Source organism: Micromonospora sp. CB01531, assembly GCF_001905095.1.
Lineage (GTDB): Bacteria > Actinomycetota > Actinomycetes > Mycobacteriales > Micromonosporaceae > Micromonospora.
This window is the reverse complement of sequence record NZ_LWLS01000105.1, coordinates 88,618-111,414: the sequence shown is the minus strand read 5'-3', so window position 1 is coordinate 111,414 and position 22,797 is coordinate 88,618. Positions and strand designations below refer to the sequence as shown.

Sequence of the window (22,797 nt, the reverse complement as noted above, 5' to 3'; positions counted from 1 at the left end):
GTCGGGCTGACAACGCGGTCGCCTGGTATGAAGCCCGGTTCGGGTCGACCGCGTACGAGGGCTACTGCAACGGAGCTCGTGTCCCCGTCGGCGCGTCCCGCACTACAGAAAGCGTCCGCCTGGGCAACCTGCTTGCCCACCCCGGCGGCCCTGGGTTAGCCTTCCGACGGGCCCGGATGCCGGCGCGCAGCGCCACCCGGATCCCGATCTCCGTACTCTCCCGCCGGCGCATCGCCCGCCACACTGCGGACGCCTCGGCCCGAACTCCTGAGCCGCAGCCGATCCGGGAGCCCCAAGCGATTCGTCGCTGTGCATGACGCCCGCTAGTGGCGAAGCAGGCGGGCAGTCGAACGCGCCCGCATCTCGCGGACCAGGCGGCTGGCCGCGGACCGGCGAGGTGGCGACCAGGTGTGGCCGGACACGCGCTCGCGCCAGCGTCCGCCGGTGCGCTCCCCGCTCGCACGGCATCCATTTCCGCCCCCGGCTGCTCACCTCACCACCCGCCGGCACCGTCGCGCCGTCCTTGGCACCGGCACGCCCGGGCCCGGCGTTTCAGCCCGTCGCCGCCAGTCTCCGGCAGGCGACCGGACCCCACCACACCGAAAGGCACCCGATGAACACCGTGTCAACCTCACCGGTCCCGGTCAGCGGCATCCTCGACACCGTCGACGACCACGCCCTGCTCCGGGTCGACGGCTACCTGCCCTCCGCCGCCGACGCCTACGTCACCGCCGCCCAACTGCGCCGGTACGGCCTACGTCGCGGCGACCTGATCACCGGCGCGGCCGCCGCCGCACCGCACCGAGGCCGACATGCCCCGTTGGTCCGGCTGGACACCATCAACGGGATGGAGCCGGACGAGGCGAAGCGCCGTCCGGAGTTCTACAAGCTCACTCCGCTGTACCCGCAGGAGCGGCTGCGGCTGGAGACCGAGCCGCACATCCTGACCACCCGGGTGATCGACCTGGTGATGCCGATCGGCAAGGGTCAGCGGGCGTTGATCGTCTCGCCGCCGAAGGCCGGTAAGACGATGGTGCTGCAGGCGATCGCGAACGCGATCACCCGCAACAACCCGGAGTGCCACCTGATGGTGGTGCTGGTCGACGAGCGGCCGGAAGAGGTCACCGACATGCAGCGGTCGGTGAAGGGCGAGGTCATCGCGGCCACGTTCGACCGTCCGCCGCAGGACCACACCACGGTGGCGGAGTTGGCGATCGAGCGGGCGAAGCGCCTGGTCGAGCTGGGGCACGACGTGGTCGTGCTGCTCGACTCACTGACCCGGCTGGGCCGCGCCTACAACCTTTCCGTGCGCTCGGCCGGCCGTACGCTCTCGGGTGGAGTCGACGTCGCCGCGCTCAACCCGCCGAAAAGGCTGCTCGCCGCTGCCCGCAGGGCCGAAGAAGGCGGCTCCCTGACCATCCTCGCGTCCGCGCTGGTGGAGACCGGCTCCGCCGCCGACACGCTCATCTACGAGGAGTTCAAGAGCACCGGCAACGCCGAGCTGCGGTTGGATCGGGCGCTCGCCGACCGGCGCACGTATCCGGCCGTCGACGTCCGCGCCTCCGGTACCCGACGCGACGAGTTGCTGCTGAGCGACGGCGAGCGGCACCTGCTGCGCGGCCTGCGGTCCGCGCTGTCCCAACTGGATCGCCAGCCGGCCCTCGACCAGTTGCTTCACCAACTGGCCGCTACTCCTGACAACCTGGCCTTCCTCGGCCGGCTGGGCACCGTCGTTCGTGGCTAGAGTGCTGCTGTCGGGGTGGTGGCGGGCGCGGGGCCGTCGCCTCGGCACTTCGCTGCCGAGGCGACGGACGGGCAGGCCGGTCTAGCAGCGTGGCACGTTGGGGATGAAGCCGTCGTACCCGGTGAGCACGTACGCGTCGGCGATGTACCGGTTGGTGCCGATGCGGTTCCAGATGTTGCTCGTGCCGTAGGTGCCGGTCACGGTGGTGCCGGTGGTCTGGCAGTAGATGCTGACACTCGCGCCGTTGGCGACGGAGCCGACGATGGCGTAGCTGGTCCCGGGCCCGGAGCGGACGTTGAGGGTCCCGCCCCCGCCGGTGTTCACCGTGCCGGTGCCGATGCCGGTCACGCCGTTCACCAGCTGCATGTAGTACGTCCAGTTCCAGTTCGGGCCGGGATCGGTGTGCGTCGCCCCGGGCACCTCGATGTGGCCGATGATGTGCGCCCGATCCTTCGGGATGCCGTACTTGTTCGCCACGTTGCGGGTCAGCGCCGCCGAGGCGCGGTACATGGCGTCGGTGAACCAGCCGGGGTCGTCGACGTAGCCCTCGTGCTCGATGCCGATGGACTGGGTGTTGTAGGTCCAGTTGCCGGCGTGCCAGGCGATGTCCTTCTCCCGGACCGACTGGGTGACCGCCCCGTCGGAGGACCGGAACGTGTAGTGCGCGCTCACCTTGGCCGATGGGTTCTGGAACCAGCTGATCGACCCGGCGTAGGAGCCCTGGGTGACGTGGATGACCACGTAGTTAATCCGGTAGTCGGAGGGGCGGTTCGCCACGGTGTAGTTGCCGGAGTAGGCGGGCGCCCAGGCGGCGGGCCCGTAGTCGGTGCTCATCGTGCCGACGCCGCCCGTGCCGAGGGCCGGCACCCGGGCCAGTTCGCCCCGCTGCGGCACGACCCGCCGGCCGGTGACCGTCACCGTGCCATCCCTGGTGGACGTGAATCCGGCCGCGAGCAGGTCGTAGACGGTGTCCGCGTAGAGCCGGGCGACTGCCGGGTCGGTCGCGCCGCCGTACCAGGCGACTGAGCCGTACCACCGGCCGATGTCCTTGCGGTCGGCGGCGGTCAGGCCGGCCCGGTCGGCGTACGACCGCAGCACGGCGGCGGCTCCGGTGATGTTCGCGGCCGGGTCGGTGCGCAGTGCCGCGCGTTCGAGTCCCGTCAGCGTGGCCGCTTCGTCGAGGGTGTGCATGGACGGGTTGGTGGTGAGGTGCATCGGACCGTAGCCACCCGACGCGCTCGGGGCGCCGCCGTGCCCGTCCAGCCGGGTCTCGGCGTAGCCGAGCGCGACGAGCAGATCCCGTGGCACGTCGTAGCGGGCGGCGGCGGTGGCGAAGGCGGCGCTCAGCGGGCTGGCCGCGGCGCCGCCCGGTGCGGCGAAGGCGGGCCCGGCGGCCAGGACGGGCGGGGCGGACAGACCGAGGGTCAGGATCAGCATGGTGCCGACCAGCCGATTCGGTCGGCGCAGCGGGAACCGAAGGCGCACAGTAGCTCCTTTCCGGATGACCGGACGTTTCCGGCCGGGAAAGCCGGGTGGCCGCACCGTACACTGTGACGGTCGTCGATGTATAGTTCTTGCGATCATGTCGATCGCCCCGGCGAAAACTTCCATCAGGGCCGGCTGCAGCTCGACGCGAGGGACGACCCGCCGGCCGCCCGACGGGTAGATTGCCGTTGGCGAGGCGTTCCACGGCCTGCCAGGACGGCTGTGGCCAGCGGTTCAACATGCGGGAGGATGTCGTGCCGGCACAGCGCGCGGTGTTGGTCATCCCGGGCAGCGGTGGCTGCTAGCACCTGCCCCACCAGTTGTTCGCGGCCGATGCGGCGCGGCTTCGTGGCGGGAAGCTGCATGCGGATCACGGGCTGCGCGTACCGGGACCACTTGCGCGGTCGGCGGCGGTGCTGGGCGAGCTGGCCACGGCGGTGGAGGACTTCCTCGACCGCGTTCTCTGGCCCGACGAGCGGCGGTAGCAGCGGCGTCACTCCCGCGCTCAACCGACAGCGGCTGCCCCGCCGGTCGGTCCGTCCTGGACCGGGCCGGCAGGAGCACTCACCGGGTGAGTCTCGCCGAGACCCAGTTGGCCGCCTGCTCGACCGCCCGCCGAGACTCGTCGGTGTGGTCCAGCATGTCGAACGCGTGGCGCCCGTTCGGTACGTCGATCACCTCCACCGGCACGCCGGTGTCGGCCGCCGCCTTGAGGAACACCGCGACCGTCCCGGCCACCGCGACCGCCTCCAGGCCGACCCGGGTGAGCAGCAGCGGCGGTACGGGCGTACCCGGCTCGGTGACCGCGGCGGACGGCTCGAATCGCGGGTCGACGCCCCAGCCCGGCATCGGCGCGAGGACCGGGTACGTCAGCGCGATGGCCCGCAACCACGCGGGCCGCTCGCGGAGCCAGTCCGTGCTCAGCAGGCCCCCGCCGGAGAAGAACCAGAGGGCGATGCGATCGGGGTCGACGCGCGGGTCGGCACGTACCCGCCCCACGGCCGAGGCGACGTCGAGGACAGCGGTGGCGCAATCAGTGGCCGGGCCCTGCGCGGTGGCAACCACCCGCATCCGGTGCTCCACGGTGACCGCGACCAGGCCGAGCGAGGCGAGCAGGTTGCCGTAGCCGCGATAGACGGGCCAGTCGCGCGGTGTCGCGTGAAGCTCGGGCGGGAGCGGGCCGCCATGCACGAGGATCACGGCGGGCCGCGGCTCGTCGCTCTCCGGTAGGTACCAGTCGAGGTTCGACTCGCGCTCGTGTCGACACTCCGCCGGGCTCAGCACGGAAGGGCGAAGGTAACCGGGCACCTCTTCCATGATCAGAGTCTGGCACATAGGGGCCGGGGGACGCTGTCCCCAATGGGCGAACAGCCGGCCAGGAACACCTCGGCCCGGCAGTTCTCCACGGCGGTCAGTCGCCGGACCTGGGGGCCGGTCAGCGGGCGGCGGTGCGCAGCAGTTCCGCCACTCGCCGGTGTGGGAGCCCGGGTACGAAATGCCCGTCGCGGCCGGTCATGTCGGTGCCCGCGACGAGGGCGTTGACGACGGCTTCCTCGACCGCCTGGACACACGCCTCGTAGAACGGATCCAGGTGCCCCCACGGGACGAAGGCGAGCTGCTCGAGCCGTTCCGTCGACGGGCCGGGGTAGTGGCTGACGAGCGTGCCGGGGTTCGCGGTGGAGAAGGCCAGGAACAGGTCCCCGGAGAAGTGCGAGCCGCTGGTGCCGGTACGGGCCAGGCCCAGCGGTACCCGCCGGGCGAGGGCGGTGCACTGACCGGGCAGCAGCGGCGCGTCGGTGGCGACGACGACGATCACGGAGCCCGCTCCCGGCGGCGGGGCGCCGCCCGGCATGGGCACCTCGCCGCCGACCAGCCGCCCGACGGGCACGCCGGCGAGCGTCAGCTCGGGACGTGCGCCGAAGTTCGCCTGCAGGAGCACGCCGACGGTGTACGTGACGCCGGCGAAGCGAACGATCCGTGACGCGGTGCCGGTGCCGCCCTTGAAGTCGTAGCACGTCATGCCGGTGCCGCCGCCGACCGATCCCTCCGGTACGGGGCCGCCGGCGGCGGCATCGAGTGCCGCGACGACGGTCGCCGGCCTGACGTGGTCGCCGTTGATGTCGTTCAGGCGACCGTCGAAGGTCTCGGCGACCACGGGCAGCAGCCAGGCGTCGGTGTCGGGACGCTCGCGCAGCATCCAGTCGATCGCGCCCCGGTGGCCGGCGCCGACCGCGTGCGTGTTGGTCAGGATGACGGGCGTGGCCAGGATGCCGCTCTCGGCGATCCACGCGGTGCCGGTCATCTCTCCGTTGCCGTTGAGGACGTGCACGCCGGCGGCGCAACCGTCCCGGACGCCGGAGCGCCCCCGGGGCAGGATGGCGGTCACGCCGGTGCGTACGGGCCCGTGCCCGACCCGCAGCGGCCCGTCGCCGGAGATGAGCGTCTGCATCCCCACCTCGACGCCGGGCACGTCGGTGATGGCGCCGAACGGCCCGCTCGTGCCCTGGCGGGGGAACCCGATCGCCTCGGCTCGCGCTCTCGCCGCCCGCTGCCCGCCCTGCTGCTCCACGCGGTCAGTCTTTCAGCGCGACCGTGTGGAGCTTGCGCCGGAGGAGGGCGCGTTCGGGTTCGGTGCCGGCCAGCGCGAGCGCCTCGGCATACGCCGCGGCGGCCTCGGCGTTCCGTCCCAGCCGGTGCAGCAGCTCCGCGCGGGCGGCCGGATAGGGATGGTAGCCGCGCAGCTGGGGCTCGCCGAGCAGCGCGTCGAGCAGCGCCAGGCCGGCCTGTGGGCCGTCCCGCATGGCCACCGCGACGGCCCGGTTCAGCGCGACGACCGGTGACGGCGTCAACGCGTGCAGCACCTCGTACAGCGCCGCGATCTGCGGCCAGTCCGTGCTGGCGAAATCGACCGCCTCGTCGTGCAGCGCGGCGATCGCGGCCTGCACCCCGTACGGCCCAGGCGGCCCGCCGGACAGCGCCACCTCGACCAGCCCGCGTCCCTCCTCGATCATCGCGCGGTCCCACCGGCCGCGGTCCTGCTCCTCCAGCAGCACCAGCGCGCCGTCCGGGCCGCTGCGCGACTCCCGCCGCGCATACACCAGCAGCATCAACCCGAGCAGCCCCGCGACCTCCCGCTCGCCGGGCAGCAGCCGGCGCAGGATCCGCGCCAGTCGGATGGCTTCCTCGGCCAGGCCCAGCCGCTGCAGGCTCGGGCCGGAGCTCGCCGCGTACCCCTCCGTGAAGATCGAGTAGCTGGCCTGGAGCACCACCGGCACCCGCTCGGGCAGCTCGTCCACGGCCGGCACCCGGAACGGGATTCGCGCCTCGCGGATCTTCTTCTTCGCCCGGGTGATCCGCTTCGCCATCGTCTCGATCGGCACGAGGAAGGCGCGCGCCACCTCGGGCGTACTCAGCCCGGCCAGACAGCGCAGGGTCAACGCCACCCGGTCCTCGGCGGGAAGGGCCGGGTGGGCGCAGGTGAAGAACAGCTGCAGCCGCTCGTCCGGTAGCTCGCCGTCGGCGTCCGGGGGTGGGGCGGGGTCGGCCCGGTCCGCGTCCACCTGCAGCAGCGCGAGCCGTGCCGCGTACGCGCGATCGCGCCGCAGCCGATCGACGGCCCTGCGCCGCGCCGTGGTCATCAACCAAGCCCCCGGCTTCGGCGGGACGCCGTCCACCGGCCAGTGCGCCAGCGCCGCCTCGACCGCCTCGGAGGCCGCCTCCTCGGCCAGGTCGAGGTCGCCGAACCGGCGGACGAGCGCCGCCAGCAGCCGGCCGTGCTCCTCGCGGAACACCGCCTCCACGGACGCCGACGACGCCCCGCCCGCCATCCCGGAGCCAGCAGGCGCCACCTCAGACCCCAAACTCGGCGACCGGCCGCACCACGACGGATCCGCCCCCGCGCGCGCCCGGGCAGCGGGCGGCCCAGTCCAGAGCGATGTCAAGGTCCGGTACGTCGATGACGTAGAAGCCGCCGAGCACCTCCCGGCTCTCGGCGAACGGCCCGTCGGTCACGATCTGCCGGCCGTCCTGCCCGACCCGCACCGCCGTGGCGGTGACCAGGTCCGCCAGCGACTCCCCGGAGACGAAGATCCCCGCCTCCCGCACCTGCTTGTCAAAGGCGATCCAGTCCTGGACGTCACAGCCGGCGGCCTGCCCGTCCCCGTCGACCTTGCCGGCGTTGATCAGCAGCATGTACTTCATGTCCAAACTCCTATCCCGTTGTCGGGTACGGCGGGCCGCCGTACGCCATAACCACGGACGGGACATGGCCTAATGGACACGCCCGGTAGGAATTTTCTCGCAGTGACGCTCCGCTTTCTTGGGCGTAGTCACCGAGCCGGCTGGCCGGCCGGGCACGCCGGCATTCCGTCCGTCCCGGTTCAGCAGCGGCGCTCAGCCGGTCTCGGGGCGGCAGTCGGCCTTCGTCCGGCCGGCCGCGTAGCGGATGCCGCCGAGCAGGTGGGCCCGGAACGCCGCCTCCGTGTAGGAGGCCCGGGTGTGTCCGCCGCCGGTGTAGAAGGCGCGGCCGCCGGCGTACGACTTGCACCAGGCGTGCGGGTGGTCCCTTCCCATCGAGCCGCCGGAGTATGACGACTCGTCCAGGCTGGCGAGCACGTGCGCCGTGGTGCGGGCGTTGGTGCGGTAGTCGTACCACTCGTCGGTGCGGAGCCAGGCCGCCGGCAGGTGGGCGGTGGCGGGGTGCGTCCGGTCCTCGACGGTGATGGTGGCCGGTTGGACGGCGGGGTGGGAGGCGAACCAGGCGCCGACGAGGTTGCCGTAGAACGGCCAGTCGTACTCGGTGTCGGCGGCGGAGTGCACCCCGACGAAGCCGCCGCCGGCGCCGATGTACGACTCGAACGCGTCCTGCCGGGTGGGGTCGAGCACGTCGCCGGTGGTGTTGAGGAAGACCACCGCCTCGTATCTGGCGAGGTTGTCGGCGGTGAACTGCGCGGCGTCCTCGGTGGCGGTGACGGTGAAGTTGTTGGCCGCGCCGAGGTCGCGGATGGCCTGGATGCCGGCCGGGATGGAGTCGTGCAGGAAGCCGGCGGTCTTGGCGAACACCAGCACGTCGTAGGGGACGTCGGTGGCCGCTGTCGGGGTGACCGGGGTGGTGCAGGCGAGGGTGGCGAGGACAGCGGTGGCCGCGCCGAGGGCCGGTCGGAGGTGTCTCATCTCGCTCTCCAGGGCCGTACGGGGTGCCGGGCCGGAACGTCGTCAGTATGCGCCGCGCGGTTCCGCGCGCCGTTACGCTGGGGAGATCACCCTTGCGGGGGTGTGGCAGGCCGGGGTGGCCTGCCAACTCGAGAGGCAACCGATGACCAGCGAGGAAGCCCGCCCTGGCCTGGCACCCGGTGCCCGCTCCCCGGTGGGCACCATGTTCGCGGCGCTGTACGGCGAGCTGGCGCCGCATCCGTGGCGGGACCCGGACGCCGACCCGGATACGTACATCCTGTTCTACGACAGGTCGCTCGCGATGGGCTGGCTCGACGACATCGGCGGGGTGCTTCGGAAGACCGCCTGGGGCATCGAGGAGCGAGAGGTCGGGGCGGCGGGCCTGTGGGGCATGAACGACGCCGGGCAAGCTCACCCGCGCGCGGCTTCAGAGGCGTCACTGGCCGCATGGTTTCAGGTGGGGGTCGAGGCGGTGCCCGGCGATCGGCCGCTGCCGGTGCAGCCGTTCCTCCGCTGCGCCGGCGATGCGGTGGCGCGGATCGGCACCTTGCAGCTGCGGGCGGTGCAGGTGTTGTTACCCGTCCAGGGCCTTGACCCCGGGTCGCGCCCGGCGTACGCCCCGATACCTTCGGTCCGCACCGCCGGGTGGTTCGGCGGCGGTGATCCGCGGTCGAGGACGCCGGTGCGGGTCACGCTGGACAGCGGCCAGGCGGCGTCCATCCTCTCGGCGGCGTCGGAGATGCGGGAGCGGATGAGCGGGCTGGACCAGGATGTGTTCGTGTGCGAGTCGCATTCCCTGGCCGATCACGATCCGCTGGCCGGGACGGCCCTGTTCGACGACGGGCTCTGGAACGGCCCGTCGTCGCTGCACCGCGTGACCTTTCACGGGACGCTCGCCGAGTGGTCACTGGATGCGCTCGGCTGGCTGGGCGGCTTCCTCGCCGACCTGGGTGCTTGGCACGGGGTCACCACCCCGCTGCTGCTCACCGCCAGCCGGGCGTAGGCACGCTGGCGGTTATCGGCGCTGCTCCCAGTCGGCGCGGGTGAGTGCGTACTCGACCTCGCCGTGTTCGGAGCCTTCGATCGCGTCGGGCCAGTCCCCGGTGAAGTTGCGCAGGAACGACAGGCCCGCCTTCTCCATCACCCGCCGGGATCGGCTGTTGACCGCCATGGTGTTCGCGGTGACCCGCTTTACGCCGAGGTCGGTGAACCCCTTGTCGATCAGGGCCCGCGATCCCTCCGTGGCGTAGCCCTTGCCCCAGGCGGCCTGGTTCAACCGGTAGCCGAGTTCGACCGCCTCGGGGCTGTGCTCGTCGAGGGGACGGAACTCGAACCATCCCAGGAAGGTGCCGGTGGCCTTCTCCTCGGCGGCCCAGTAGCCGCGGGTACCGAAACACGGGTAGTCGCGCAGGAGGTGCGGCAGGGTCCGCTCCTGGATCGTGTCGCGGCTCGTCGGCCGGCCACCGTTGATGAAGCGCATGACGTCGGGGTCGTTGTCCAGGGCGACGAGGTGGTCGACGTCGGCGTCGGTGAACGGGCGCAGCACGAGCCGCTCGGTTTCCAGGAAGGCATCCACGACGCGATCTTCACCGGCGTGGGCCGGCCCCGCCACCGGATATTGGTGTCTCGTCAGATGGATCGGGCGTCGGGTGATCCGGCCGGTCCGCGCAGGCCTGGTGACTGACTTGCCGGGCCTGGCAGCTGTTCAGGTGTTGAAACCGAAATGTCTAGAAGTTGGCGGGAGTCCACAACTGCGGTTGGCGGATGTCCACAACATTCGCCGTCCGCCGGTGGCGGGTCCGACGATTTGCCTACCGGCCGGTAGCGGACAAAGTTGTGACGGGGACCCCTGCCCCGAGGGAGTCCCCGTCATGTTGTGAACGCACTTTTGGGAGGCTTACTCGGTGTTCAGCCGCATCGCCATCGTCAACCGGGGAGAGGCCGCCATGCGGCTGATCCACGCCGTTCGCGAGCTCAACGCCGAGACCGGGGCCCCGCCAATCGAGACCATCGCGCTCTACACCGACGCCGAGCGCGCCGCCACCTTCGTCCGCGAAGCGGACGACAGCTACTGCCTCGGGCCCGCGTCGGCGCGCCCGTACCTGAACCACAGCATCCTCGAACGTGCGCTGGTCGAGACGCGCGCGGACGCGGCGTGGGTGGGCTGGGGCTTCGTCGCCGAGGACCCGGCGTTCGCCGAACTCTGCGAGAAGGTCGGTGTCACCTTCATCGGTCCGAGCGCGGGCGCGATGCGTGAGCTCGGTGACAAGATCGGCGCGAAGCTGATCGCCGAGGAGGTCGGCGTCCCGGTGGCGCCGTGGAGCCGCGGCGCGGTGGAGAGTCTGGACGCGGCCAAGCGCGCGGCGGCCGACATCGGCTACCCGCTGATGCTCAAGGCGACCGCGGGTGGTGGCGGCCGGGGCATCCGGGTCGTCCGCAGCGAGGAGGAACTCACCGACGCCTACGAGCGCACGAGCCTGGAGGCTGAGCGCGCGTTCGGTAGCGGCGTGGTGTTCCTGGAACGCCTGGTCACCGGCGCACGGCACGTCGAGGTGCAGGTGATCGCCGACGGTCAGGGCACCGCGTGGGCGCTGGGGGTCCGGGACTGCTCGGTGCAGCGGCGCAACCAGAAGGTCATCGAGGAGTCCGCCTCCCCCGTTCTCACCCCCGACCAGACCCGCGAGCTGAAGGCGGCGGCCGAGCGGCTCGCGCTGGCCGTGAACTATCGCGGTGCGGGCACCGTCGAGTTCCTCTACCACCCCGGCGACAAGCTGTTCGCCTTCCTCGAGGTGAACACCCGGCTGCAGGTCGAGCACCCGATCACCGAAGCCACCACCGACTTCGACCTGGTCAAGGCCCAGATCCACGTGGCCGCCGGCGGCCGGCTCGGGGAACGGATCCCGGCCGAGGCCGGCCATGCCGTCGAGGCTCGGCTCAACGCCGAAGATCCCGACCGGGACTTCGCGCCGTCGCCCGGCCGGATCGTCCGGCTGGCGCTGCCCAGCGGCCCCGGCATCCGGGTGGACACCGGGGTCAGCGAGGGCGACGTGATCCCGGCGGACTTCGACTCGATGATCGCCAAGATCATCGCCTACGGCCGTACCCGCGACGAAGCGCTGGGCCGGCTGCGCCGCGCGGTGGCCGAGACCACGGTGATCATCGAGGGTGGCGCCACCAACAAGAGCTTCCTGCTCGATCTGCTCGACCAGCCCGAGGTGATCGACGCCAGCGCTGACACCGGCTGGATCGACCGGGTCCGGGCGCAGGGCCGCCTGGTCTCCACCAAGCACTCCGGCATCGCGCTGGCCGCGGCGGCGATCGAGGCGTACGAGGACGAGGCGCTCGTCGAGCAGCAGCGGCTGCTGTCCACCGCCCACGGCGGCCGCCCGCAGGTCCAGCACGAGAGCGGCCGGCCGGTCGACCTCAAGCTCCGCGGCGCGAGCTACCGGGTGACCGTCGCGCAGACCGGGCCGCACCGGTTCCGGGTCGGCATCGGGGAGGCGTCCGCGGTGGATGCCGAACTCGATCGGTACGACGACCACACCGGTCGGATCCTCGTGAACGGCCGGCAGTTCCGGCTGGTCACCCACACGCACGGGCCCGTCCACCTGGTCGAGGTGGACGGCATCACGCACCGCGTCAGCCGCGACGAGGGCGGCGTGCTGCGCTCCCCCGCGCCCGCGCTGGTCGTCGCCACCCCACTCGAAGTCGGGGACGAGGTCGAGGCGGGCGCGCCCGTGCTCGTCCTGGAGAGCATGAAGATGGAGACCGTGCTGCGCGCGCCGTTCCGGGCGAAGCTGCGCGAGTGCCAGGTCTCCGTCGGCAGCCAGGTGGAGGCCGGTGCCCCGCTGCTGCGTCTGGAACCGGTCGGCGACGAAGCCCCGGGCGAGGCCGCGGAGGGCGAGGCCGTCGACCTGGAGCTGCCGTCCGAGCCGACCGGTCTGTCCGCCGAGGCCCGGGTCGCCCGCGGCATCGCCGACCTGCGCAGCCTGCTGCTCGGCTACGACCTCGATCCCCGCGACGAGCGTCGGGCGCTGTCCCACTACCTGGCCGCGCGGTCCGAGCTCACCCGGCCTCCGCTGGAGGCAGAGGTCGAGCTGCTGCAGCTGTTCGCCGACCTGTCCGAGCTCAGCCGCAACCGGCCGGTCGGCGAGGAGACCAGGGCCGACACCCGGGTGCACAGCCCGCGCGAATACTTCCACGCCTACCTGCAGTGCCTTGACGTCGAGCGGGCCGCGCTGCCGGACACCTTCCGCAACCGGCTGGCCCGGGTGCTCGCCCACTACGGCGTCAAGGACTTCGAGCGCACGCCCGCGCTGGAGGAGGCCGTGTTCCGGATCTTCCTTGCGCAGCGACGGGCGTCGGCCGACGTCTCGGTGATCGTGACGTTCCTGCAGCAGTGGCTGACCGAGCCGCTGCCCGGCGACGGACTGCGCGAGCTGGTCGGGCAGGCGCTGGAGCACCTGATCTTCGCCACCCAGCTCCGGTTCCCGGTGGTCGGCGATCTGGCCCGCAGCATCGTGTTCCGGTGGGCGGCCCAGCCGATGCTGCGCCGCAAGCGTGCCGAGGTGTACGCGGGCGTCCGTAGCCACCTGCGCTACCTCGACCAGCACCCGGATGCGGCCGACCGCGCCGAGCGGATCACGAAGATGGTCGCCTCGCCCGAGCCGCTGGTCCGGCTGCTCGGTCAGCGCGTCGGCAAGCCGGGCGCCGATCACGGCCCGATGCTCGAAGTGCTCAGCCGGCGCTACTACGGCAACCGCGGCGCGAGCGACGCGCGAACGGTCGAGGTGACGGGGCGCTCGTTCTTCACCGCGGAGTACGACCGCGACGGCGAGCGCTTCCGGCTGATCGCGGCGGCCACGGACTTCGCCGAGCTGCCGGCGATTCTGACAAAGGTCGCCGAACTGTCCGGCTCGGACTCCGGCGACGGCTCTGGCTCGGCGCCTCCGACGCCGCGCCGCGACCCGGAGCCGTCGGTCGCCGATGTGTACCTGACCTGGGCCGACCAGCCCGAGACGGAGGCGATGGCCGCGACGCTGCGGGAGATCGTCGACCGCGCCGGACTGCTGGACGTGCTCCAGCGGGTGACGGTGTCGGTGGCCGGGCGCAACGGCACGCCGATGCACCACCAGTTCACGTTCCGGCCGGGCGTGGGCGAGGACCGGGTCATCCGCGGGCTGCACCCGCTGATCGCCGAGCGCCTGCAGCTGCCGCGGCTGCGGAACTTCGACCTGACCCGGCTGCCGTCCGCGGACGAGGAGGTCTACCTCGTCCATTGCGTCGCCCCCGACAACCCAGCCGACGAGCGGCTGGCGGCGATGGCCCAGGTCCGTGACCTGACGCCGCTGCGCGACGCCGACGGCCGGATCCTCGCGCTGCCCGCGGTCGAGGGCGCGCTGGACGCGTGTCTCGACGCGATCCGCAAGGTCCAGGCGCAGCGGCCGGCGAAGAAGCGGTTCGACACCAACCGGATCACCATCTACGTCTGGCCGCCGAACGAGCTGACCATGGAGGAGCTGGACGCCGTCGCCCAGCGCGTGCTGCCGATCACGGCCGGCGCGGGCCTGGAGGAGGTGCTGTTCCTCGGTCGGCAGCGCGACGGGGTCACCGGCGAGCTGACCGACATCGCGGTCCAGATCTCCTACGACGCGGGCATGCGGGTGTCGGTCACCGAGCCGACGGACGAGCCGATCCAGCCGCTGGACGACTACCGGCAGAAGGTGCTCTCGGCGCGGCGCCGCGGCACGACGTACCCGTACGAGCTGACCGAGATGCTGGCCGGTCAGCGCGGCACCTTCACCGAGTACGACCTGGACGACACCGGCGCGCTGGCCCCGGTCGACCGGCCGAAGGGGCACAACAAGGCGGGCATCGTCGCCGGTGTGGTGAGCACGCCGACCGAGCGGTATCCCGAAGGCGTCACGCGGGTGGTGCTGCTCGGCGATCCGACGAAGGCGCTGGGCGCGCTGGCCGAGCCGGAATGCGCGCGGGTGATCGCCGCACTCGACCTGGCCGAGCGGATGCGCGTACCGGTCGACTGGTTCGCGCTGTCGGCGGGCGCGCGGATCTCGATGAGCTCGGGCACCGAGAACATGGACTGGGTGGCCGCCGCGCTCAAGCGGATCGTGGAGTTCACCCAGCAGGGCGGCGAGATCAACATCGTGGTCGCCGGGATCACCGTGGGTGCTCAGCCGTACTGGAACGCCGAAGCCACGATGCTCATGCACACCAAGGGCATCCTGGTGATGACTCCGGACTCGGCGATGGTGCTGACCGGCAAGCAGTCGCTGGACTTCTCCGGCGGGGTGTCGGCCGAGGACAACTTCGGCATCGGCGGCTACGACCGGGTGATGGGCCCCAACGGCCAGGCCCAGTACTGGGCGCCGGACCTGCGGGCCGCCCGCAACCTGCTGATGACCCACCACGACCACACCTACATCGCGCCCGGCGAGACCCGGCCGCGGCGGGCGGTCACGGCCGACCCGGTCGACCGGGACATCTCCGACTACCCGCACGCGATGCCGGACAGCGATTTCACGACCGTCGGCGAGATCTTCTCCCGTGAGCGCAACCCCGACCGCAAGAAGGCGTTCGACATCCGTACGCTGGTGCGGGCCCTGGCCGACCAGGATCACGCGGTCCTGGAGCGCTGGGCGGGCATGGCCGACGCCGAGACCGCGGTGGTGCAGGACGTGCACCTCGGCGGCATCCCGGTGTGCCTGCTCGGCATCGAGTCCCGGTCGGTGCCGCGGCGGGGATTCCCGCCCACCGACGGCCCGGACACCTACACCGCGGGCACGCTGTTCCCGCGCTCGTCGAAGAAGGCCGCGCGGGCGATCAACGCGGCGAGCGGGAACCGGCCGCTGGTCGTGCTGGCGAACCTGTCCGGGTTCGACGGCTCGCCGGAGTCGATGCGGCAGTTGCAGCTGGAGTACGGCGCGGAGATCGGCCGGGCGATCGTGAACTTCGAAGGCCCGATCGTGTTCTGCGTGATCTCGCGGTATCACGGCGGCGCGTTCGTGGTGTTCTCCAAGGCGCTCAACCCGAACATGACCGTGCTCGCGGTGGAGGGCTCGTTCGCGTCTGTCATCGGCGGGGCGCCCGCGGCGGCCGTGGTGTTCGCCGGTGACGTCAACGCCCGTACGGCAAAGGATCCGCGGGTGGCCGAACTGGAGGCGCGCATCGCCGCGGCGACCGGTGGGGAGCGTGCGGCGCTGGTCACGCAGCTCATGGACGTCCGGGCCACGGTCCGGGCGGAGAAGCTGGGCGAGGTGGCCGCCGAGTTCGACGGCGTGCACAGCATTCAGCGCGCGGTCGAGGTCGGCTCGGTGGATGCCATCATCCGGCCGGAGGAGCTGCGCCCGCAGATCATCGCGGCCGTCGAGCGCGGCCTCGCCAGCGCCGCCGATGGCAACCGGCCTCGTCACCAGCGGGCCTGATCGGCGTAACCACTGCCAAGCGGCCCGGCGCATCATCGCGCCGGGCCGCTTTGTCGCGGCGGCCGCTGGCGGCTGGTCCATGGGTGGTCCGCCAACCTGCCGGGCGACGCAGAGTTACGGTGCCAACTACCCTGATCGCCGTGACCACGATCGAGGAGCTTGAGCGGGACGTCTGGTCGGATCCTGGCCCGGACGACAGCTTCCTCGTGAGACGCTGCCTCGAGCTGCGACGCAAGCCGTTGGCCGAGTTCGCGATCGAAGACCTGCGCATCATGCTCGGTCAGCAGATCGGCGTGCCGGCTCTGCTGCCCCTCGCGGTGCAAGTCCTGCTCAGCGATCCCCTGGCCGAGGGCGACTACTACCCGGGCGACCTGCTCGCCAACGTCCTGCGGTTACCCGACTCGGTGTGGTCAAACCTGCGGGCGGAGCGGAAGCAACTGGCCTCAGTGCTGGCTGAGCTCGTTGCCGGTCCACCGGTCGCCGACCCTCACCTTGGGCCTCGCGACCCGGACCGGTTGCTCCGCGACGCCATTCTGCGGTTTCTTGATTCTTGAGAAGCTGGTCCTCGCCGGGCAGCGGGCGACGTAGACGTACTGGTGCCTTTGCACCTTGCCGCTACTCCGCGTACGCCCGCACCTGCCCCCGAACGGTGATGGCGACCCGGGTGCCGGCGGTCAGGCCGTTGTCCTCGTCCAGCATCCGCGCGGTCAGCACCGTGCCGTCGTCGAGGCGGACCGTGGTCAGCGCGTCGTGGCCGTGGAAGTCTTGTCGCACCACGGTGGCCGGCGCCCCGCCGGACGGGGTGAGCCGGATCTGCTCGGGCCGGACAAGGACGGTCGCCGCGCCGCAGGCGGCGGATCCGCGCAACGGCAGCCGGCCGAGCGGGGTGGTCGCCACGTCGGCGTCGACGGTGGCCGGGAGCAGCACGGCCTCCCCCACGAACCGGGCGATCCACGGGGTGGCCGGGTCCCGGTAGACCGCTGCGGGAGCGCCGCACTGGACGATCAGCCCGGCGTCCATGACCGCGACCGCGTCCGCCATGGACAGCGCCTCGCCCTGGTCGTGGGTGACCAGCACGCCGGTGGCGCCGTCGGCGCGCAGCGCCTGTCGCACGTCAGCGCGCAGTTCGGCGCGCAGCCGGGCGTCCAGGGCGCTGAACGGCTCGTCCAACAGCACCAGCGCTGGCCGGGGAGCCAGCGCCCGGGCGATGGCGACCCGTTGCTGCTGGCCGCCCGACAGCTGGTGCGGCATCCGCGCGCCGTACGCGGCGAGGCCGACCAGTTCGAGCGTCTCCTCGACCCGGCCGGAGCGGCGGGCCGCCCGGTCCAGCCCGTAGCCGACGTTGTCGGCGACGGACAGGTGTGGGAACAGTGCCCCCTCCTGTGGGACGACGGCCACGCCGCGCCGGTGCGGCGGCACATGCAGCCGGTTGCCCGCGACCGTCCGGCCGGCGACGGCAACCATGCCCTCGTCGGCGCGCTCGAATCCTGCGACGCAGCGCAGCAGGGTGGTCTTGCCGCAGCCGGACGGTCCCAGTACCGCCAGCAGCGTGCCGCGGGTGACGTCGAGGTCGACGCCGGCCAGGGCGGGCATCGGGCCGTAGGACTTGGCCAGGCCGGTTACGGTCAGCATGCTGTTGGTCATCGGGTGGCTCCGGTTTGGGTGAGTCCGGTGCGGGCTGCGAGCAGCCAGGTGGGCACGGCGGCGAGCGCGACGAGGATGGCGGCGTACGGGGCTGCGGCGGCGTACGCGGCGGTGGACGTGTGGGTCCACAGCTCGGTGGCCAGGGTGTCCATCCCGGTCGGGCGCAGCAGCAGGGTGGCGGGGAGTTCCTTCATGCAGGTGAGGAAGGTCAGCGCCGCCCCGGCGCCGATGCCGGGCAGGGTGAGCGGCAGGGTGACGGTGCGGAACACCGTGAACGGGCCGCGCCCGAGGGACCGGGCGGCCTCCTCGACGGCGGGCGGGCTCTGCGCGGCGGCGGAGGCCACCGCGCCGACGGCCAACGGCAGGAAGAGCGTCGCGTACGCCAGGGCGAGCAGCCAGGCGCTCTGGTAGAGCGGGTACGCCACGTTGACCGCGAAGAACACCAGGGACAGGCCGATCACCACGCCGGGCAGGGCGTGGGCTAGGTAGGTGAGCCGGTCGAGGGCGGTGGCGACCGGTCCCGGAGCTCGGGCGGTGAGCAGGCCCAGGGGCAGGGCGAGAAGCATGGTCAGCGCGGTGCCGGCGAGGGAGACCGACAGGGACGCGCCGGCGGCGGCGGCGATCTCGGCGAGGGAGCCGGGGCGGGACACCCCGGCCGCGAGCCACCGGGCCAGGCCGGCGGCCGGCACGCCGAGAGCGAGCCCGTTCACCGCGAGCAGGCCGGCCAGCGCCGGCCCGCGCCACCGGGCCAGCCGCAGCCGTACGGGGAGTCGGACGGCGGTGCTGGCGTATCGGGCGTCGCGGGTGCGGGTGGTGAGCTCGGCGCCGATCAGCAGGACTGTGAGCAGCACCAGCACGGTGGACAGCACCAGCGCGCCGGTGCGGTCGAAGCCGAGGTTGAACGCGGTGAAGATGGCCCGGGTGAAGGTGTCGACCCGGACGATGGAGACGGCGCCGAAGTCGCTGAGCACGTAAAGGGCGACCAGCAGCGAGCCGGCGGCGACGGCCGGGCGGATCTGACGCAGGGTGACCCCGAACAGGGTGGCCCACGGTCCCTTCCCCAGTGACCGGGACACCTCTTCCTGGCCGGGGTCGGTCCGGTTGAGGGCGGCGACGGCGGGCAGGAACACGTACGGGTAGGAGCAGACGGTGAGCAGCAGGGCGGCGGCCCAGAAGCCTTCGAATCCGGTGACGGTGGCGGTCCAGGCGAAGCCGGCCACGTAGGTGGGGACGGCCAGCGGCAGCGCGGCGAGGACGCCGAAGACCCGCCGGCCGGGCAGGTCGGTGCGGGTCACCAGGAGCGCGGTGCCGACGCCGAGGACGGCGCAGGCGGCGGTGACCACGGCGGCGAGGGCGAGGCTGCGTCCGGCGAGCATGGCGACCCGGGCGGTGAGCAGCTCGGCGACGATTCGCTCACCACCCGCCTCGGCAGTCCGTACGGCGAGGTAGACCAGCGGTAGCAGGGCGACCGCGACGGCGGCGGCCGAGGCGGCGGTGAGCGCCGGGCGCCGGATCAGCCGGCGTGGCGACCGTCGGGTGGTGCCCCGACGGTCGCCGGCCAGGATGGTGCTCAGGCCAGCCCCGCTTCCTTGATCATGGTGACGGTGGCGTCGAGCGTGTCGAGGTCGTTGAGGTCGATCTTCGGGGCCTCGAGGGCGGCGAGCTGCGGCAGGCCCGGCGCGGCGGGTACCCCGGCAGCCAGGGGGTACTCGAAGGTCTGGGTGGCGAAGTAGGTCTGCGCCTCGGTGCCGAGCAGGTAGTCGACCAGCGCCCGGGCGTCCGGGTCCGTGCCGGCCCGCTCCAGCAGGCCGACGCCGGCGGCGTTGACCAGGCCGCCGGTGTCGCCGTCCGGGAAGAAGTGCAGCTTCGCCTTCAGCACGTCGGGGCTGCCGCCGCGCTCCTTGGCCAACTCGTACACGTAGTAGTGGTTGACCAGGCCGACGGCGAGGGTGCCGGCGTCGATGTCGGCGACGATCTGGACGTTGCCCTCCCGGACCTGCGGCTGGTTGGCCTTGAGGCCGGTGAGGAACTCGCGGGCCTTGGCGTCGCCGTGCTGCACCCGTAGGGCGGTGACGAAGGCCTGGAAGGAGCCGTTGGTGGGCGCGAGGCCGATCTTGCCCTGCCACTTCGGATCGGTCAGCTCGAACACGCTCTTCGGCAGCTCGGCGGCGCGGACCTGGTCGGCGTTGTAGGCCAGGACGCGGGACCGGCCGCTGACACCGACCCACCGACCGTTGGCGTCGCGGTACGTGGCCGGGACCCGGTCGAGCTGCTCGGCGGGCAACACCGCGAAGAGTCCGGCCTTGCTGACCGCGCCGAGCGCGCCGGCGTCCTGGGCGAAGAACGCGTCTGCGGGGCTGCGCTTGCCCTCCTCCAGCAGCTGGGCGGCCATCTGCGAGGTGGTGCCGTAGCGGACGTCGACAGTGATACCGGTGGCTTTTTCGAACTTCTCCAGCACCGGCTTGACGAGGGCTTCGCTGCGGCCGCTATAGACGGTGAGCCGCTTGTCGCCGGGCTTGCCCGGGTCGCTGTCGGAGCCGCCGCACGCGGTCAGGGACACCAGGCCGGCAAGGGTGCCGGCCAGAACGAGACTGAGACGCTTTCGCACAGGTAAGGCTTACCTTACTCAGCCCCTTCGATGCAAACCACCCCCCGTTGGAATTTAGGTGAGGCTCCCCTAACCTTTCGGCCATGCGCCTCCTCCCCGACACCGGGCCGGCGCCGTTCGTCCGCGCCCTGGCCGAGCACGGCGATCGGCCGGCAGTGATCACCGCCGACGGTCGGCTCAGCTACGCCGAGCTGGCCGAGCGGGTCGACGCGCTGGCAGCCCGGCTCGACCCGGTCCGCCGGCTGGTGCTGCTCGCCTGCGCGAACCGGGTCGACGAGCTGGTCGCGTACCTGGCGGCGCTGGCCGGCGGGCATCCCCTGCTGCTGGTGCCCGGGGACCACGACGCCGCGGCCACCGAACTGACCCGGGCGTACGACCCGGACGTGGTGATCCGCCGCGTCGACGGAGAAGTCGTCCTCGACGAGCGCCGTCCCGGCAGCCGACACGAGCTGCATCCCGAGCTGGCGCTGCTGCTCAGCACCTCCGGGTCGACCGGCTCCCCCAAGCTGGTCCGGCTGTCGTCGGCGAACCTGCAGGCCAACGCCGAAGCGATCGCCGAGTACCTCGACATCCGGGACACCGACCGGGCCGCCACCACCCTGCCGCTGCACTACTGCTACGGCCTGTCGGTGGTGAACAGTCACCTGCTGCGCGGGGCGGCGCTGATCCTCACCGGGCTCTCGGTCACCGACCGCTGCTTCTGGGAGCTGTTCCGCGCCGAGCAGGGCACCAGCCTGGCCGGCGTGCCGTACACCTTCGACCTGCTGGACCGGGTCGACTTCGACCGAATGCACCTGCCCCACCTGCGCCACCTCACCCAGGCCGGCGGCCGGCTCGACCCGGAACGGGTGGCCCGGTACGCCGCCCTCGGCCGCCGCCGCGGCTGGCGGTTCTTCGTCATGTACGGCCAGACCGAGGCCACCGCCCGGATGGCGTACCTGCCGCCGGACCTGGCCGAGCACCGGCCCGAGGCGATCGGCGTGCCGATCCCGGGCGGCTCGTTCCGGCTGCGTTCCCTGCCGGACCGCCCCGAACCGGACACCGGCGAGTTGGTCTACGCCGGACCGAACGTGATGCTGGGCTACGCCGAGCGGCCGAGCGACCTGGCCCTCGGGCGCACCGTGGCGGAGCTGCACACCGGGGACGTGGCCCGACGCGGGCCGGACGGGATCTACGAGATCGTCGGACGGGTCGCCGACTTCGCGAAGATCTTCGGCCTGCGGGTCGACCTGCGCCGCGTGGAGGAGCACCTGCGGCAGGCCGGCGTCGAGGCGTACTGCGCCGGCACGGACCGCGAGCTGGTCGTCGCCGCGACCGGCGCCCACCACCCCGATCGGGTGCGGCGCCTGGCCGCCGCCGCGGCGGGCCTGCCGGCCCGCGTGGTCCGCGCGCAGCTGCTGGCCGAGCTGCCCCGACTGGCCAACGGCAAGCCGGACCTGGCGGCCGTCCGTGCCCTCGCCACGCCGCCGGCGGCCGCCACCGTGCCCACCGGGGCCGGCCCGGAACAGCTCTGCTGGCTCTACGCCGAGCTGCTCGACCAGCCCGAGGTCAGCCCCGACCAGAGCTTCGTCGACCTCGGCGGCGATTCGCTGTCCTACGTGGAGGCGTCCATCCGGCTGCAGGAACTTCTCGGGGACCTGCCCGCCGACTGGCACACCGTCCCCATCCGGGACCTGGCCCGGCCGGTGCCGGACCGGCCGGTTCCACGTCGGGTGCTGGAGACCGGCGTGGCGCTACGGGCGCTGGCGATCGTCGTCATCGTCGGCTCACACATCCCGCTCTTCACCATCAAGGGCGGCGCGCACCTGCTGCTCGCCGTCGCCGGGTTCAACTTCGCCCGCTTCCAGCTCACCGCCGCGCCCCGGCGGGAGCGGGTACGCGCCGCCCTGCGCACGGTCGGCCGGATCGTGCTGCCGTCGGTGGCCTGGATCGCCGCGGCCGGCGCCGTCACCGGCGACTACACGCTGACCAACGTGCTGCTGCTCAACAGCGTCCTCGGCCCGCACGACGGGACCACCGAGTGGCAGTTCTGGTTCATCGAGGCGTTGGTGTACATCCTGCTCGCCGCGGCAGCGCTCCTGGCGATCCCGGCACTGGACCGGTTGGAACGACGGCTGCCGTTCGGGTTCCCACTCGCGCTGGCCGCGCTCGGCCTCGTCACCCGCTACGACCTGCCGGGGCTGACCTCCCACGGCCACGTCCCGTCCGCGATCCTGGTGTTCTGGCTGTTCGCCCTCGGCTGGGCGGCGGCCCGGGCCCGCACGACCGGCCAGCGGGTGGTGGTCACCGCCACCGCGCTGCTCACGGTGCCCGGCTTCTTCGGACAGCCGCTGCGGGAAGCGTTCATCGCAGCCGGGTTCGCGCTGCTGATCTGGGTACCGAGGTTGCCGAGCAGTCGGTCCGTCAACCGGGTGGCGGGGTTACTGGCCAGCAGTTCGCTGTACATCTACCTCATCCACTGGCAGGTGATGCCACTGGTCGGCCCGTGGTCGCGAGGCGCGGCGCTGGTCGTGTCCCTGGCCGTCGGGGTCGGTTGCGCGGCGCTCACCCGGCTGGCGGCCCGCCGGCTACGCGCGTCCCACCGCGCACAGCGGGCCCGATCAGTGCCCTCCCACGCCCTGCCGCCCCGTGCCGCGGCACGATCGATGGCCCGTCCGCCCTCGGCAGCCCGACGCACGCCGGTGGGATGAGTCAGCAGGGCC

At 72.4% G+C, this 22,797-nt stretch carries 13 protein-coding genes and 2 pseudogenes; 5 read left to right on the top strand and 10 right to left on the bottom strand.

Annotated elements, in window-relative coordinates; genetic code table 11:
• Positions 1-604: 604 nt before the first annotated feature.
• Positions 605-1,744, top strand: a pseudogene (gene rho, locus A6A27_RS32120) (transcription termination factor Rho); the annotation flags it as partial.
• 81 nt (positions 1,745-1,825) lie between these two features.
• Here rho and A6A27_RS46415 read toward each other — a convergent pair.
• The 6 genes and pseudogenes from A6A27_RS46415 to A6A27_RS32090 form a co-directional block, all read right to left on the bottom strand.
• Positions 1,826-3,229 (bottom strand): N-acetylmuramoyl-L-alanine amidase, encoded by a 1,404-nt coding sequence (locus A6A27_RS46415; protein WP_073838383.1) that lies wholly within the window; start codon positions 3,227-3,229, stop codon positions 1,826-1,828.
• 564 nt (positions 3,230-3,793) lie between these two features.
• Complete coding sequence (locus A6A27_RS32110) at positions 3,794-4,546, bottom strand: alpha/beta hydrolase (RefSeq protein WP_143194275.1); 753 nt, start codon at positions 4,544-4,546, stop codon at positions 3,794-3,796.
• Between the two features lie 118 nt (positions 4,547-4,664).
• Positions 4,665-5,798, bottom strand: a complete 1,134-nt coding sequence (locus A6A27_RS32105) for a DmpA family aminopeptidase (protein ID WP_073838381.1) — start codon at positions 5,796-5,798, stop codon at positions 4,665-4,667.
• A 4-nt stretch (positions 5,799-5,802) separates the two neighbouring features.
• Positions 5,803-7,056 (bottom strand): RNA polymerase sigma factor, encoded by a 1,254-nt coding sequence (locus tag A6A27_RS32100; protein ID WP_073838380.1) that lies wholly within the window; start codon positions 7,054-7,056, stop codon positions 5,803-5,805.
• 22 nt (positions 7,057-7,078) lie between these two features.
• On the bottom strand, positions 7,079-7,429 hold the full coding sequence (locus tag A6A27_RS32095) for a YciI family protein (RefSeq protein WP_073838379.1): 351 nt from the start codon (positions 7,427-7,429) through the stop codon (positions 7,079-7,081).
• A gap of 195 nt (positions 7,430-7,624) precedes the next feature.
• Positions 7,625-8,401, bottom strand: a pseudogene (locus A6A27_RS32090) (ThuA domain-containing protein); the annotation flags it as partial.
• Positions 8,402-8,543: 142 nt separating this feature from the next.
• Here A6A27_RS32090 and A6A27_RS32085 point away from each other — a divergent pair.
• A complete protein-coding gene (locus A6A27_RS32085; protein ID WP_073838378.1) occupies positions 8,544-9,404 on the top strand; it encodes a hypothetical protein in 861 nt (286 codons plus the stop codon).
• A 12-nt stretch (positions 9,405-9,416) separates the two neighbouring features.
• Here the strand turns inward: A6A27_RS32085 and A6A27_RS32080 are convergent, their stop codons facing one another.
• Positions 9,417-9,977 carry a GNAT family N-acetyltransferase gene (locus A6A27_RS32080; protein ID WP_073838523.1) on the bottom strand — a complete coding sequence of 187 codons (561 nt, stop codon included), beginning with the start codon at positions 9,975-9,977 and terminating at the stop codon, positions 9,417-9,419.
• 328 nt (positions 9,978-10,305) lie between these two features.
• Here A6A27_RS32080 and A6A27_RS32075 point away from each other — a divergent pair, with 328 nt between their 5' ends.
• Together A6A27_RS32075 and A6A27_RS32070 are read left to right on the top strand one after the other, a co-directional pair.
• Positions 10,306-15,843 carry an ATP-binding protein gene (locus A6A27_RS32075; protein WP_073838377.1) on the top strand — a complete coding sequence of 1,846 codons (5,538 nt, stop codon included), beginning with the start codon at positions 10,306-10,308 and terminating at the stop codon, positions 15,841-15,843.
• Between the two features lie 140 nt (positions 15,844-15,983).
• The gene (locus A6A27_RS32070; RefSeq protein WP_073838376.1) at positions 15,984-16,397 is read left to right on the top strand and encodes a contact-dependent growth inhibition system immunity protein; all 414 of its coding nucleotides are present in this window, start codon (positions 15,984-15,986) and stop codon (positions 16,395-16,397) included.
• Between the two features lie 61 nt (positions 16,398-16,458).
• Here A6A27_RS32070 and A6A27_RS32065 read toward each other — a convergent pair whose 3' ends face one another.
• From A6A27_RS32065 to A6A27_RS32055, 3 genes are read right to left on the bottom strand one after another with little or no spacing between them, the layout of a single operon-like run.
• Complete coding sequence (locus tag A6A27_RS32065) at positions 16,459-17,487, bottom strand: ABC transporter ATP-binding protein (protein ID WP_073838375.1); 1,029 nt, start codon at positions 17,485-17,487, stop codon at positions 16,459-16,461.
• Positions 17,484-19,004, bottom strand: a complete 1,521-nt coding sequence (locus A6A27_RS32060; RefSeq protein ID WP_073838522.1) for an ABC transporter permease — start codon at positions 19,002-19,004, stop codon at positions 17,484-17,486. The genes A6A27_RS32065 and A6A27_RS32060 overlap by 4 nt, the downstream gene beginning before the upstream one ends.
• A gap of 53 nt (positions 19,005-19,057) precedes the next feature.
• Positions 19,058-20,095 (bottom strand): iron ABC transporter substrate-binding protein, encoded by a 1,038-nt coding sequence (locus tag A6A27_RS32055; protein WP_073838374.1) that lies wholly within the window; start codon positions 20,093-20,095, stop codon positions 19,058-19,060.
• An 83-nt stretch (positions 20,096-20,178) separates the two neighbouring features.
• Here A6A27_RS32055 and A6A27_RS32050 point away from each other — a divergent pair, with 83 nt between their 5' ends.
• The gene (locus tag A6A27_RS32050) at positions 20,179-22,785 is read left to right on the top strand and encodes an AMP-binding protein (RefSeq protein ID WP_073838373.1); all 2,607 of its coding nucleotides are present in this window, start codon (positions 20,179-20,181) and stop codon (positions 22,783-22,785) included.
• The last annotated feature ends 12 nt before the right edge of the window (positions 22,786-22,797 follow it).